This window comes from Pseudoalteromonas sp. T1lg88, from assembly GCF_002964765.1.
Lineage (GTDB): Bacteria > Pseudomonadota > Gammaproteobacteria > Enterobacterales > Alteromonadaceae > Pseudoalteromonas.
In genome coordinates this window covers 107,757-120,707 of the sequence record NZ_PQCF01000006.1, presented here as the reverse complement: position 1 = coordinate 120,707, position 12,951 = coordinate 107,757, and the positions used below count along the sequence as shown (strand labels likewise).

General features: G+C 49.2%; 15 protein-coding genes and 1 pseudogene. 12 read left to right on the top strand and 4 right to left on the bottom strand.

Features of this window, described 5'->3' with window-relative positions; all coding sequences use genetic code 11:
• Nucleotides 1–51 precede the first annotated feature (51 nt).
• From C2M34_RS02265 to ubiA, 8 genes are all read left to right on the top strand, one after another.
• On the top strand, nt 52–1,152 hold the full coding sequence (locus C2M34_RS02265; RefSeq protein WP_105213310.1) for a glycosyltransferase family 9 protein: 1,101 nt from the start codon (nt 52–54) through the stop codon (nt 1,150–1,152).
• Nucleotides 1,149–1,700, top strand: a complete 552-nt coding sequence (gene gmhB / locus C2M34_RS02260; protein WP_105199553.1) for a D-glycero-beta-D-manno-heptose 1,7-bisphosphate 7-phosphatase — start codon at nt 1,149–1,151, stop codon at nt 1,698–1,700. Before C2M34_RS02265 ends, gmhB begins: the two co-directional genes overlap by 4 nt.
• A gap of 162 nt (nt 1,701–1,862) precedes the next feature.
• The gene (locus C2M34_RS02255) at nt 1,863–3,059 is read left to right on the top strand and encodes a glycine C-acetyltransferase (protein WP_105213308.1); all 1,197 of its coding nucleotides are present in this window, start codon (nt 1,863–1,865) and stop codon (nt 3,057–3,059) included.
• A gap of 11 nt (nt 3,060–3,070) precedes the next feature.
• Nucleotides 3,071–4,096, top strand: coding sequence for an L-threonine 3-dehydrogenase (gene tdh, locus C2M34_RS02250; protein ID WP_105199555.1), 1,026 nt, complete (start codon nt 3,071–3,073; stop codon nt 4,094–4,096).
• Nucleotides 4,097–4,154: 58 nt separating this feature from the next.
• On the top strand, nt 4,155–4,472 hold the full coding sequence (gene glpE / locus C2M34_RS02245; RefSeq protein ID WP_105188307.1) for a thiosulfate sulfurtransferase GlpE: 318 nt from the start codon (nt 4,155–4,157) through the stop codon (nt 4,470–4,472).
• Complete coding sequence (gene glpG, locus C2M34_RS02240) at nt 4,469–5,293, top strand: rhomboid family intramembrane serine protease GlpG (RefSeq protein WP_105257957.1); 825 nt, start codon at nt 4,469–4,471, stop codon at nt 5,291–5,293. Before glpE ends, glpG begins: the two co-directional genes overlap by 4 nt.
• A 284-nt stretch (nt 5,294–5,577) precedes the next feature.
• On the top strand, nt 5,578–6,123 hold the full coding sequence (locus tag C2M34_RS02235; protein WP_158681380.1) for a chorismate--pyruvate lyase family protein: 546 nt from the start codon (nt 5,578–5,580) through the stop codon (nt 6,121–6,123).
• Nucleotides 6,120–6,995, top strand: coding sequence for a 4-hydroxybenzoate octaprenyltransferase (gene ubiA, locus C2M34_RS02230; RefSeq protein ID WP_105257956.1), 876 nt, complete (start codon nt 6,120–6,122; stop codon nt 6,993–6,995). The genes C2M34_RS02235 and ubiA overlap by 4 nt, the downstream gene beginning before the upstream one ends.
• Nucleotides 6,996–7,036: 41 nt before the next feature.
• Here the strand turns inward: ubiA and C2M34_RS02225 are convergent, their stop codons facing one another.
• The 3 genes from C2M34_RS02225 to C2M34_RS02215 all read right to left on the bottom strand — a co-directional run bounded on the left by C2M34_RS02225 (nt 7,037) and on the right by C2M34_RS02215 (nt 9,256).
• Entirely contained in the window at nt 7,037–7,657 is a 621-nt protein-coding gene (locus tag C2M34_RS02225) for a 2OG-Fe(II) oxygenase (protein ID WP_105257955.1), read from the bottom strand.
• Between the two features lie 81 nt (nt 7,658–7,738).
• The gene (locus C2M34_RS02220) at nt 7,739–8,629 is read right to left on the bottom strand and encodes a LysR family transcriptional regulator (RefSeq protein WP_105257954.1); all 891 of its coding nucleotides are present in this window, start codon (nt 8,627–8,629) and stop codon (nt 7,739–7,741) included.
• 237 nt (nt 8,630–8,866) lie between these two features.
• Nucleotides 8,867–9,256 carry a DUF2721 domain-containing protein gene (locus C2M34_RS02215; RefSeq protein WP_105199561.1) on the bottom strand — a complete coding sequence of 130 codons (390 nt, stop codon included), beginning with the start codon at nt 9,254–9,256 and terminating at the stop codon, nt 8,867–8,869.
• Between the two features lie 202 nt (nt 9,257–9,458).
• Here C2M34_RS02215 and C2M34_RS02210 point away from each other — a divergent pair, with 202 nt between their 5' ends.
• Genes C2M34_RS02210 through C2M34_RS02200 form a run of 3 tightly spaced genes read left to right on the top strand, consistent with a single transcriptional unit; the run spans nt 9,459 to nt 11,822 of the window.
• Nucleotides 9,459–10,904 carry a hypothetical protein gene (locus C2M34_RS02210; protein WP_105257953.1) on the top strand — a complete coding sequence of 482 codons (1,446 nt, stop codon included), beginning with the start codon at nt 9,459–9,461 and terminating at the stop codon, nt 10,902–10,904.
• A gap of 14 nt (nt 10,905–10,918) precedes the next feature.
• Nucleotides 10,919–11,245 (top strand): putative signal transducing protein, encoded by a 327-nt coding sequence (locus C2M34_RS02205; protein ID WP_105199563.1) that lies wholly within the window; start codon nt 10,919–10,921, stop codon nt 11,243–11,245.
• Complete coding sequence (locus C2M34_RS02200; protein WP_105199564.1) at nt 11,232–11,822, top strand: YjaG family protein; 591 nt, start codon at nt 11,232–11,234, stop codon at nt 11,820–11,822. Before C2M34_RS02205 ends, C2M34_RS02200 begins: the two co-directional genes overlap by 14 nt.
• Nucleotides 11,823–11,847: 25 nt before the next feature.
• On the opposite strand, the gene rsmD is transcribed toward C2M34_RS02200, so the two are convergent.
• Nucleotides 11,848–12,459 carry a 16S rRNA (guanine(966)-N(2))-methyltransferase RsmD gene (gene rsmD / locus C2M34_RS02195; protein WP_105257952.1) on the bottom strand — a complete coding sequence of 204 codons (612 nt, stop codon included), beginning with the start codon at nt 12,457–12,459 and terminating at the stop codon, nt 11,848–11,850.
• Between the two features lie 178 nt (nt 12,460–12,637).
• On the opposite strand from rsmD, the pseudogene C2M34_RS15845 reads away from it, so the two are divergent.
• Nucleotides 12,638–12,951 (top strand): annotated as a pseudogene (locus C2M34_RS15845) (signal recognition particle-docking protein FtsY); the annotation flags it as partial.

The window sequence follows — 12,951 nt, the reverse complement described above, 5'->3', positions numbered from 1 at the left end:
TGCCAGTGTAGCTTTTTTTGCCGCAACGATAAACTCACTATTGAACTTGCAATGCGCTGGCGTTGCTTTAACATTTGCTCAGACTTTTGCTTTAGGACGCTCGTTTTGCAACTCAATTCCGTGCAATCTATCTGTATTCTTCGTTTATCTGCCATCGGTGATGTTTGTCACGCGGTGGCCGCCGTACAAGCCATTCAACGGGTGCATCCCGAAGCCAAAATCACCTGGGTAATAGGTAAGGTCGAGGCCATGTTGCTCGACGGTTTACCCGGCGTTGAGTTTGTGGTGTTTGATAAAAAGCAGGGGCGCCAGGCGTTTAAAACCTTGCGGGAGCAGCTTAACGGGCGAGAATTCGATGTGTTGCTAAATATGCAGGTTGCCTTTCGCGCCGGATTGGCGAGCCGCTGTATTCGCGCCAAGGTCAAAATCGGCTTCGATAAGGCGCGCTCAAAAGAATTACATAGCTGGTTTATCAACCGTCGTATTGCCGCCAAAGAGCAGCCCCATGTATTAGAAGGCTTTATGCAGTTTGCCGAGCAACTGGGTGTGACCGACTTTACCCCTCATTGGCAAATGCCGCTCAGCGACACCGACAAGCAAAACGCCATGAAGCTGGTGGGCGACGATGGTGAGCCCCTGCTGGTGATAAGCCCAGCAGCGAGTAAGGCCGAGCGCAACTGGTTGCCGGAGCGTTATGCCGCGGTGGCCGAGCATGCTATGGCACAGGGATTCCGTGTCGCCATTAGCGGCGGGCCCACGGCCATGGAGCAGCAGCTTGCCGAGCAGATCATTGCCCATTGTCAGCAGCCGGTGCTCAACCTGGTGGGTAAAACCAGCCTAAAAGAATTAACCTGTGTGTTGGGCTTGGCGACCCTGGTGTTGGCACCGGATACCGGCCCGGCACACATGGCCGTGACTCAGGGTACGCCGGTGATCGGTCTTTACGCCCATTCCAACCCCAAACGCACCGGACCCTATTTGTATCAGGATTATGTGGTTGAGGTGTACAACCAGGCGGTGCAAGAGCAATACGGTAAGCCGGCCAGTGAGCTGCCCTGGGGCGTACGCGCCAAGGGTGAGCTGATGGACCGCATTGCCGTGGATGATGTGATTGCCATGTTCGATAAGTTAGTACGAGAGCACCGACTATGAGTAATAAAGCGGTATTTTTAGATAGGGATGGGGTGATCAATGTCGATCATGCCTATGTCCATAAGGCCGAAGACTTTGAATTTATCGATGGCGTGTTTGGCGCCTGTCTCGCATTTCAGAATATGGGCTATCGTTTAATCGTGGTCACTAATCAGTCGGGCATTGGTCGGGGTTATTACAGCGAGACACAATTTGCCGAGCTGAGCGACTGGATGAAGGCACAATTCGCCGAGCATGGTGTACAGCTTGATGCCATTTATTATTGCCCCCACCACCCAACCAAGGGTCAAGGCGACTACGGCGTTGACTGCGACTGTCGTAAACCCGAGCCCGGCATGTTGCAACAGGGCATAGAAGCCTTTGATTTAGACCCAGGCCAATGCATCATGGTTGGTGACAAACATGGTGATATGTTGGCGGCTAAAAGCTGCGGCGTAGGCACCAAGGTACTGGTGCGCAGCGGCCAGGAATTTGCCGAGCAGGCGCTGGCTGATGCCGATCTGGTCTGTGATTCCCTTGCCGAAGTACCCGCTCTGATAAAAGCTTAGATACAGCCTGGGTATTTATTCTCGTTCCATGCATGATTATAGGTGCCGTGATGAACGACAAACGATGCAATTGTGCCGCAAACCTTTTACAATACCCGCAAATATTTATTAACCGCTGAACCGACCTAGCCAAGGGAGTCGGTTCAAGTATTGGAGAAATTTATGAGAGCTTCTGCGTTTTATAGCCAGCTGCAAGCACAAATCGAGCAAGTGAAAGCCGATGGTCTGTACAAAAGTGAGCGTATTATCACCTCACAACAGCAAGCCGAAATTCAAGTAGCCAGTGGCGACAAGGTTATTAACTTCTGTGCCAACAACTACTTGGGTTTAGCTAACCACCCAGAACTAATTAAGGCTGCGCAGCAAGGTTTAAGCGATCACGGCTTTGGTGTGGCTTCTGTGCGCTTTATCTGTGGTACGCAGGATATTCATAAAACTCTTGAAGCGAAAATCAGCGAGTTTTTACAAACCGAAGACACGATTTTGTACTCTTCGTGTTTTGACGCCAATGCCGGCCTATTCGAAACCATTCTTGGTGCCGACGACGCGATTATCTCGGATTCATTAAACCACGCTTCTATCATCGACGGTGTGCGTCTGTGTAAAGCCAAGCGTTTCCGTTATGCCAATAACGATATGGCGGATCTCGAGCAACAATTGATCGCTGCCGACGAAGCGGGTGCTAAAACCAAGCTGATCGCCACCGATGGCGTGTTCTCAATGGACGGCGTGATCTGTAATCTTAAAGCCGTTTGTGACCTGGCCGACAAATACGATGCCCTGGTGATGGTGGATGACTCACACGCCGTTGGTTTCGTGGGTGAAAACGGCCGTGGTACGCCGGAATACTGTGGCGTAATGGACCGTGTTGATATTATCACGGGTACCCTGGGTAAGGCCCTGGGCGGCGCTTCGGGCGGCTATACTTCGGGTAAGAAAGAAATTGTTGAGTGGTTGCGTCAGCGTTCGCGTCCATACTTGTTCTCAAACTCTTTGGCTCCGTCAATTGTGACCGCGTCAATCAAGGTATTAGACATGCTGGCCGACGGCAAAGAGCTGCGCGATACCTTGTGGTCAAACGCCGCTTACTTCCGTGAGCAAATGGAAGCCGCCGGCTTTACCTGTGCCGGTAAAGACCACGCCATTATTCCTGTGATGCTGGGCGATGCCAAGCTAGCCGGCGCCATGGCGGATAAACTATTGGCCGAAGGCATTTATGTCACTGGCTTCTCTTTCCCTGTGGTACCTAAAGGTCAGGCGCGTATTCGTACGCAAATCTCCGCTGCCCACACCAAAGAGCAGCTGGACAAAGCGATTGCGGCCTTTACCCGTATCGGTAAAGAGTTGGGCGTTATTTAAGGAGCGCGTTGATGAAAGCATTATCAAAACTTAAGGCAGAAAAAGGCATCTGGATGACGGATGCTCCTAAGCCGGAAGTAGGTCATAATGATCTACTGATTAAAATTCGTAAAACCGCCATCTGTGGTACCGATGTTCATATCTACAACTGGGATGAGTGGGCGCAAAATACCATTCCTGTGCCCATGGTTGTTGGCCATGAATATGTGGGCGAAGTAGTGGACATGGGCCAGGAAGTACGCGGTTTCAATATTGGCGACCGTGTATCTGGTGAAGGCCATATTACCTGTGGCCACTGCCGTAACTGTCGCGCCGGTCGTGTACACCTGTGCCGCAACACTATAGGTGTGGGCGTAAACCGTGAAGGCAGCTTCGCTGAATATCTGGTTATTCCTGCATTCAATGCGTTTAAAATTCCAGACAATATCTCAGATGAGCTGGCGTCTATCTTCGACCCGTTCGGTAATGCGGTGCACACGGCGCTGTCATTCGACCTGGTTGGTGAAGACGTGCTGATCACAGGTGCTGGCCCTATCGGTATTATGGCCGCTGCGGTTGCTAAGCACGTGGGTGCCCGCAATGTAGTTATTACCGATATCAATGAATATCGTCTTGATCTGGCTAAAAAAATGGGTGCTACCCGCACAGTTAACGTAAGCCAGGAAAAACTTGAAGACGTGATGAAAGAGCTGGGCATGACCGAAGGCTTCGACGTGGGCCTGGAAATGTCGGGTGTGCCTGTGGCATTCAACTCCATGCTTAATAACATGAACCATGGCGGTAAAATTGCCATGCTGGGTATTCCACCTTCGGATATGGCCGTTGATTGGAACCAGGTTATTTTCAAGGGCTTGATCATCAAGGGTATTTACGGTCGAGAAATGTTCGAAACCTGGTACAAGATGGCCAGCCTGATCCAATCGGGTCTGGATATCTCACCCATTATCACCCATGAGTTTAGTATCGATGACTTCCAGGAAGGCTTTGATACCATGCTTGGCGGCCAGTCTGGTAAAGTCATCCTAGACTGGGCATAATGCACAGAAATAAGGCGGCTTAGGCCGCCTTTTGTTTTAGAAGAGTAGTTATAGCACTATGGCGTATAAACATATTTCAGTGGCGCAGACCCAAGCCCTGTTAAATGATGAAAATGTGGTGATTGCGGATATTCGCGATCCTAACTCGTTCGCGGCCGGACATATTCCTAAGGCCGAACACCTAAGCAACAGTAATATTGGTGAGTTTATGCTCCACAAAGAGTATGACCAGCCCATTATTGTTGTTTGCTATCATGGTATTAGCTCACAAGGCGCGGCGGGCTACCTGGCCGAGCAGGGCTTTGATGATGTGTACACTATGGACGGCGGTTTCTCGGCCTGGGCTACTCAATTCCCGGAACTGGTTGAAAAATGATTGAACTAGGCAGCACCAATAATGTGCGCGCGGCACAAGGCTTTGTCGATTATATCGGCACTAAGGGCTTTGTGGGTGCGCTACGACAAGGCGAGCAGGGCCATGTGATCATTGGCGTTGCCCCAGAGCATTTCCATCAGGTTCAGCCGTTATGGCAAGAATTTCAGGCACAGCCAGAACACCCCCGTTATGCGGATGCGGCCTGGCAAAGTGGCCGTACCGACTCGGGCCTGGTTTACGGCGGCACTAAGCTGAACCTGCTACAGCGTTTTAACCAGTTAAGCCTGCTGGTTAAAGGCGTGAGTATTCTTAGCATACTCATCTATGCCTTATTTTTGTTGGGTCAGTTTACCGAGATTTTCCCGCTGCTGCAGTTTAACCCCGCACAGCCCTTGTCCTGGTTGACGCCATCTATCGTCCACTTTTCCGCGCTTCACATTATTTTCAATGTGTTATGGTGGCTGACTTTGGGGCCCGCTATTGAGCGACAAACCTCAAAACTGACGCTGGTAAGTGTGTTTATTCTTGGCTCCTTGGTGAGCAGCTGGGCGCAGTATTTAATGGTGGGGCCTAATTTTGGCGGCCTCTCCGGTGTGGTGTATGCCCAGGTCGGCTTTTGCTGGATTTACCCCTTGTTGGCGAAGACCAAGCCGATGATGACCAAGGGTATGATAGGCTTTTTATTGCTGTGGCTGGCCTTTGGTTTTACCGATACCTTCTTTATGCCCATGGCCAATTGGGCGCACTTGGGAGGCCTGCTTAGCGGCATGCTGATAGCTGTGTTTATGGCATTCAGTGGTAATAGTAAAAAAGCGACCTAGGTCGCTTTTTTACTTGTTGGAGCAGAACCTTAACGCACTCTAAGCATTTTTTAGGCTCTCTTAGTACCCGCCAATGTGAATAATTAATCCTGCTAAAACACCTTGTTAATTGCAAAATGCATAAGGCGCGATCGCTATAATTAACTCCTCTAGCGCTACCTTAGGTGCTCGTAGTTTTGCGGACAAGCAAAATGCAACAGCACAGCGGCAAACACATCTCTTTAGCCATTGCCTCAGCGGTGGTATGATCCTGCGGTGTTTTTTTGATTTATTCGAGTGGTCCTTTGCCTACTTATCCCCTTTCGCTGCAGGCGCAATGGCAAGATGTTGAGCGCGTCTCCTTATCCGCGCAATTGCTTGACTGGTTGGTCGAGCCAAATTCACTTACCCGGCGGCTGAAATCATTTTCCGAGCAGTTTGCCGTTGAGGTGCTGAGCGAGCGTCTTGTGGATGCTGCTGCTTACCAAGGCGATATATTTACCTGCGATACCCAGCAGGTGCGTGTGCGTGAAGTTATCTTGTTTTGTGATAATCGCCCTATGGTGTATGCCCAAAGCTGGATCCCCTGCTATGAGCACGCAGAGCAGGGTGTGGATCTGACTCATCTGGGCGCTACGCCCTTGGGTGAGGTGATTTTTCAGGACCCTCAATTGTCCCGTCAACAATTACAGGTTGCTGACTTTAGCGCTAATGCTGATCTTCTGGCGCTGACCCAATCCTTTAATTTGCCAAACCAGCCGTTATGGGGGCGTCGCAGCCGCTTTAATCTAACTGGGCAGCAGATTATGGTGTGTGAGGTGTTTTTACCTGGAGCTTATGCCTACCTATGAAGTTAGCAGCATTGCAGTGGGCGCACTGGCCTTACTATAAGCAGCTTATGCGCACCGACAAGCCCATAGGCACCTTGTTGTTGCTATGGCCAACGCTCTGGGCTTTGTGGTTGGCAGCCGGTGATGCGACCTGGCCGGCCATTGAGCTGATAGTGATTTTTTCCGCCGGAGTGTTTGTGATGCGCAGCGCCGGCTGTGTGATCAATGACTTTGCCGATCGCAAGGTAGACGGCGCCGTAGCACGTACGCAGGCTCGGCCACTGGCCGCAGGCAAGGTCAGTGCTGGTGAGGCGCTAAGTTTATTCGTCTTGCTTATCCTGCTGGCTTTTGTCTTGGTTTTATTGCTCAATTGGCAGACCCTAGTCCTGTCTTTTGCAGCCTTGGCCCTGGCAGCCTGTTATCCCTTTATGAAGCGCTATACCCATTTGCCTCAGGTGGTGTTGGGCGCGGCCTTTAGCTGGGCGATTCCTATGGCCTATATGGCAACGATGGAAACCGTGCCTATGCAGGCCTGGCTGTTGTTTATTGCCAATCTAGTATGGACTGTTGCCTACGATACCCTGTACGCCATGGTGGATAGGGACGATGATGTAAAAATTGGCATTAAGTCCACGGCGGTTCTTTTTGGCCGCTGTGATTTAGCCATGGTGGCGCTTCTTAATACCCTGTTTATGGCCATACTTGTGTATATAGGTAGCTCGGCCGAGTTGACCTGGCCTTATTGGCTTGGGCTTTTGGTTGCGGCGTTACTGTTAATGCGTCAGCTGTATTTAAGTCGCCAACGAGACCGCGATGCCTGCTTTGCAGCGTTTTTAAATAATCATTATGTGGGCATGGCCATCTTTATCGGCCTGGTGGCGAGTTTGTACTAGCCATGCGCCCTATGATGGGCGCATCTCGTGCTATTTGTTGCTTAGCGCGGCGGGTCGATCACCCCGGCAATGGAGTTATTTTTCCTAAACCAGCCAGCGATGGAAAAGCGTGGTTGTTGCGCTGGCAAAACCTCATGCATAAAGCGTTCGCTTTCAAATACTACCAAGGTGCCGGCTTTAGGCGCCACTCGCTCCGCTATTTCCTTGGAGCGGGGTTTATAAATCAACAGCTCGCCGCCCTGAGCTGGGGTATTCAGATAGAAAACCGTAGTTAACACTCGGTTTGAACGCCCCTTAAAAGCATCATAGTGTTTTTTATAGAAATCCCCAGCTTGGTAATAGGCAAAGTGACATTCATAGTCGAATAAACCTAAATAGAAGTGCCTGTTTACGGTTAAACGCAACGCCTCCATGACAGCCAAATAATCGCGCTCTGCAGCGCAGCTGCCGCTAAACCACAAGGTCTTGTCCTTTCTCACCTCAGAATTTAGTTGCTGCTCGTCCTGGCGGCCTATAGCGGCTGGAGAAAATGCTGACAGCTGGGCTTGCGCGGTTGCGTAAAGTTGTGCGGTGAGATCTGGGCACAGGGCTTGCTCAATAATGGCGTAGCCTTGTTGATGGACATCATCAAGGACACGATCAAACAACAATTCTGTATTCACATGTGGGACAGGGTAATTAATGGTGGCTAAGTATACCGCTGAAAAAGAAAAGCAGTGAGAACTTTATCAACGGTATTACTTTTAAGCTTCTAACCCCAACGCATTGGCCGTTTGTGTAATGACTGTCAGCAGCTCATCAAGATGGCTATGGGGCTGCGATGCCTGCTGGGTTTTGACCACAAAGCGAGCCGCAGTGGAGTTGCTGTTGGAGCGAAGTTGTATCAGTTCTGGGTGAGCACTTAGGGTCTTTGCATGCTCAATGGCGGCAATAGCTATGTTGCGGTTGTTGTTTACGCAGCTAATGATTTCGCCCAGGCTACCAAGACGAATATCATCGCCCTTGTTCAGCAGCTGTGCCGCTTCGGCTATCATGCTTTGCACATGCAGGCTCTGTGAAAAACAACCGAACAATGGATAGGGAGCCAGGTCGTCCAGAGTAATACATTCCTGGTTGGCCAGAGGGTGATCCTGACGGGCAAAGAGCAGCAGTTGATCGGGCAGGTGGAGATCTATGGTGTTGTTGTCTTGATCTTCTTCGCTGACATAAATATCTATTTCGCCGCGCTTGAGCATGGAGTAAAGCGCATCGCTTTCTTGCAGCTGCATCTCAATTTTGATCTCTGGATGCCTGGCCATAAATTGACCGCAGGAAACGGGCACTATGGTGCTGGCGGAGTTGGTGTAACCTACCACTAAGAGGTTATCGCGTTTCCCCTGGCTATGATCTAAGCGTTGAATTACTTGACTGTATTCGTCCAAAGTGCGTCTGCAAAAATGCAGGAACACTTCCCCTTGCTCGGTCAATATTACCGAACGGGTAGAACGTTTAACCAGTTGATGGCCCACTTCTTGTTCGAGTGTTTGAATACTGCGGGTTAATGCTGAAGTACTGATGTTGGTTTGTTCTGCGGCCTGACGAAAATGGCGTAACGAGCCGAGTGCTAAAAACTGCTTTAATTGTTCAAATCTCACTTTTAAATCCCTTAAAGTAAGTATATTAGGTCTTTGCTTTGTAGCCGAATCCAATATTAGTACATTGTACCCCAAATAAATAGGGGGGCCGCTAAAAAGTCGTTTTTTCGCTTGTATTAGAAACCTGAATAAGCGCTCCTAAAAATATAATTTTATACTCTGTTTTGGCCTATATTTACCTGATGTTGTACGCCTTTTCTGCTGGCTAAAGTAATGACTGGTTTTAATGATAAAGGATTATTTTTTTTGTCCTATAGATTCGAGCTCAATGGCAATGGCATCACAGGAAATATGTATTTCATACAAGGAAGTTAGCAGGGAAATCATCAAGGCTACTAAACTGATACCAAATAAAATAGTGCCGACCAAATTAACCTGTACAAATAGCGCAAACATTGCCAAAGTACATAATAAAAAAGAAACAACACCCCACACCTGCATGGTACGGATAAGGCGAATTCGCTTCTTTAAATTATCGATTTGCTGAACCACAAAAGGGCGGATGTTTTCACCCTCACGAGCATTAAGTTCACGGATCAATTGAGCCAGCACTAAAAAGCGGTTTGTGTAAGCTAAAAGTAGTAGGGAAATAGCAGGAAAAAGTAGTGCTGGCGTGGTTAATGTCATCTTTTTTCCATTATTGGAGTTTATAATAGTGGAATGTTAACTATAGGCTAGACTTTTTTACAAATAACAGGCTTAATATTAACAATTTTGCTGTCGGTCTTAGAAACTAAGGCATTAGACAAGTTTAATCAAGCATATATATGCGAATAGATGTTCGGTTTAAGTGATAAAAACAATACCTGCATCTAGTTAAGGGGGAAACATGGCTATCAACAATGGTAAGCCTCAACAAAAAGAGGCGCCAGATAAATTGGCACAGGAGTTCACACTGCGCTGTGCAGATTTATTTAACGTTGAGCCGGAGCAATTAAATAACGCCCTGGCTGACTCATCAGACAATCAACCACTGCACCAATTCGCCGCACAACTAAGTCAACAGCTGAGTATAGCTTTGGTTGCCGCGCAATTGGGTAATAACACCGATGCCGGTGATGCCGAGCAACTCGAAGAAGTACGCGGTGAGCTTGCAGCTTTAAAAGAGCGTTATGCAACGCAGAATCGTCAATTACTAGAAGCGCAACAAGAAAACGCTCAGTATGCCGATGAGCATGTGCAGCTAAAACAAAAACAACATGAGCTGGCCGCGCTTAAGCATAAATTAACCGAGCTCGAAAGCGATAACTATAATTCTCAAGGTGAGCGTGAAGAGTTACTTAACGCGGTAGCCACCTTAAGAGAGCAAAAAGCAGCTTTTGAAAAAGATAATCAAACATTAAAACAAGCGTTAGAAAGCCAGCGTCAAAGCAATATCGCTTGGCAAGAAAAGCTCAAGGAAATGGCCGAGCAACAACAGGGCAGTGAGGAAGCGGCACAGCAGCTTGTTGAATTGCAGAAAGAAAACGAAGCCATTTCAGAACAGCTTGCTCATTACGAACAACTGGTTAGCCGTCAAAACCAACAGCTTTCGGATCTATCGGAGCAGTTGAATGAATCAACCGAAGAAGGTGAAAACCAGCAGGTGATGGTGCAGCGCTTAAAGAACCTGGGCGAAGAGCTACGCAATGAGCTTAATGCCGAACAGGAGCAATTGGCTGAGCAAAGAGCGGCTAATGAGCAGCTGACTCAGCAGCTGGCCGAGTTCCAAGCGCAGCAGCAGGAAACTGAGCAGCAATATGAGCAAGCACAGCAAGAAATTGCCAGCCTTAGTGAGCAGTTAGCCGCCATCGAAGATTTACAGCAGCAACTGCAAGAGCAAGAGCAGCTGCATGAGCAAGCGCTAAAAGAGCAAGCTAAGCAACAGCACAGCTTACTGAAACAGGAGCAAGAGCAGTGGCAGCAACAGCATGCCGAACTGCAGCAGCGCTTAGCCGAGCTTGAAGAGCAAAATCAGGCACTTGATGAAGAGAAAAACGCCATTAGTGCTGAGCTCGAACAGATGCAAGATCGCAGTGCTCAGGAAAACCAGGAAATTGAGCAGCTAAAAATTCAGGTAGAAAACCTGGGTTCGCGTCATCGCGATGAGCAACAGCGCAATGAAAGTCTGCGCTCGCGTATCGACAATGATTCGAAACAAGCGCGTCAGGCATTTGACAGCCTGCGCTCAGAGCATCTTGAATTAAAAGATGAGCTTGAGCAGGCGCAAGAAAAAATGATGGAATATAAACTTAAGTTCGACTACGCCCAGAAACAGCTGCAAAGCGATGCCTAAATCGGCTCGCACTAATGAGCTTTAAATGGGTACTGGCCTTTGACGCTGAGCACAGCGTCGAGGCCAATATTGTCAAAGGCATGCTAGAGCATGCCGGCATTCAATGCCTGCTTAAAGGTGAAGCCCTGCAAGGGGCGCTCGGCGAGATCCCCTTCGCCGAAACCACCGTCAGTGTCTGGGTATACGATATAAAACTGCCCGCAGCTCAAGAAATCTTGCTAGAATACCGCCAATCAAAAACATCAGCAGCGAAATGGCAGTGCCAGTTCTGTCGGCAGTGGAATCCCGCTAGTTTCGATTTGTGCTGGTCCTGTATGAAAGATAAAAATGAAGAAGCCTAATAACTTTCAGCGTATTCGTGAGTTGAATACGGTGCAAAAGGCGGCCCTAGCGGCGGCCTTGTTAGAACGCATGTTGCCAAATTATACGCTCTTTAGTGAGGCCCTTGAATTTGGTGAGCCCGAGGTATTGCGCAATGCTCTGGCCTTATGCTGGGAAAAGATCCTGCTGCCTAAGAGTAAGATCAGCATAGAAAAACTGATTGAAAAGGTAGAGCCAAATGTGCCCGAGGTAAATGACTTCGATGTGTTTGGCGTATACCCGGCCATAGATGCCGCCACCGCCTTGCTGACCTTGTTGCAGGGCTTGCAGAGTAAGGACGAGCACGAGTATGTGAGCGTTTGTAAAATAGCGCAGGGAACCGTTGCCCGCCTTATCGAATATCAATTTGAACTCGATGAGCAGCCTTACAGTGCGCAGGATGTGAATCAGCATCCGTTGATGGAATATGAAATCGAGGTGCTAGGCGAGTTAATCGACTTTGTTGCCGCCATGGTGCGACTCGATAAAGACAGCGCCAAGGCGCTGCGCCAATTGGCCGTTGCCGATGGCCAGACCAATATTGGCGTAGAGATATAAGGCTATTTTGCAGGCTTGGCCCTTGCTAGGCCTGCGTTACTCTTTGATACAGTCGGCACCAAACCTGTCCGGCCTGCTTTTCCTTTAGCAACTGCCAGTTGGCAGGAGCGCAAAAGTCCTGATTATCACTTTCCACTTCGACATAAATAAGTGCCTGATCGCTTAGCCAATTTTGTTGTTCCAGGGCGGCGCAACATGGCGTGCTTAGATTGCGGTTAAAGGGCGGGTCGACGAATACAAGAGCGAACTGGCGGCTGGCTGGGCATTGTAAAAATGCCATGGCATCGCCGCGTATTATCTCGGCATTGGTCAGGTTCAGCAGTTGCGCATTTTCTTCCAGTTGTTTTGCCGCTTTGGCGTCGAGTTCAAGCAAGGTCGCATCGCTGGCAAAGCGTGACAGGGCTTCAAAGCTCAGGCTTCCGGCCCCGGCAAAGCAGTCCAATACACTAGCATCACGTACATCCATCATTAACCAGTTAAAAATGGTTTCTTTGAGGCGATCCGTTGTTGGTCTTAAGCCGAGAACGTCATGAACCGGTAGCTTTCGCCCTCTATGCTGACCACCAATAATGCGGATTTGTCCGGCACCAGAGTGGTTTTTAGGGCTGTTTTTTACCGTTTTTCGTCGGCCGATCATGCTTTTACTCACTTATGCTTTTTCCATATGCTGGGAAAATGATAATATAACGCGCAATTATAAATAATATTTGTCGCTAGCAACAGCGGCCCGAGTTTGGGTGGTCGATATCGGCGGGGGAATACCTGCGTTTTCAGACCCATGGCCCACCTTAATATTGAGTGTACGGTTTCAGATTATGGCTAAAAAAAGTAAGTTTCTGTCTTGGTTCGGTTTAGGCAAAAAAGATAAGCAAGAACAACAGGAACAGGAGCTAGAGCAACAGCGTCTAGCCGAAGAGCAAGCCGAACAGCTTGCCGAGGAAGCCCGTGAAAAGGCCGAGCAGCTAGCCGAGCAGGAACGTCTGGCTGCTGAGCAAGCGGCTCAAGAGCAAGCAGAGCAAGAACGTCTGGCTGCCGAACAAGCGGCCCGCGAGCAAGCAGAGCAAGAACGTCTGGCTGCTGAACAAGCGGCTCAAGAGCAAGCAGAGCAGGAGCGTCTGGCTGCCGAACA

Excerpts from the sequence above, each read along its gene's own strand:
- C2M34_RS02265 (WP_105213310.1), top strand. The coding sequence starts at position 52 with ATGCGCTGGCGTTGCTTTAACATTTGCTCAGACTTTTGCTTTAGGACG.
- gmhB (WP_105199553.1), top strand. The coding sequence starts at position 1,149 with ATGAGTAATAAAGCGGTATTTTTAGATAGGGATGGGGTGATCAATGTC.
- C2M34_RS02255 (WP_105213308.1), top strand. The coding sequence starts at position 1,863 with ATGAGAGCTTCTGCGTTTTATAGCCAGCTGCAAGCACAAATCGAGCAA.
- tdh (WP_105199555.1), top strand. The coding sequence starts at position 3,071 with ATGAAAGCATTATCAAAACTTAAGGCAGAAAAAGGCATCTGGATGACG.
- glpE (WP_105188307.1), top strand. The coding sequence starts at position 4,155 with ATGGCGTATAAACATATTTCAGTGGCGCAGACCCAAGCCCTGTTAAAT.
- glpG (WP_105257957.1), top strand. The coding sequence starts at position 4,469 with ATGATTGAACTAGGCAGCACCAATAATGTGCGCGCGGCACAAGGCTTT.
- ubiA (WP_105257956.1), top strand. The coding sequence starts at position 6,120 with ATGAAGTTAGCAGCATTGCAGTGGGCGCACTGGCCTTACTATAAGCAG.
- C2M34_RS02215 (WP_105199561.1), bottom strand. The coding sequence starts at position 9,256 with ATGACATTAACCACGCCAGCACTACTTTTTCCTGCTATTTCCCTACTA.
- C2M34_RS02210 (WP_105257953.1), top strand. The coding sequence starts at position 9,459 with ATGGCTATCAACAATGGTAAGCCTCAACAAAAAGAGGCGCCAGATAAA.
- C2M34_RS02205 (WP_105199563.1), top strand. The coding sequence starts at position 10,919 with ATGAGCTTTAAATGGGTACTGGCCTTTGACGCTGAGCACAGCGTCGAG.
- C2M34_RS02200 (WP_105199564.1), top strand. The coding sequence starts at position 11,232 with ATGAAGAAGCCTAATAACTTTCAGCGTATTCGTGAGTTGAATACGGTG.
- rsmD (WP_105257952.1), bottom strand. The coding sequence starts at position 12,459 with ATGATCGGCCGACGAAAAACGGTAAAAAACAGCCCTAAAAACCACTCT.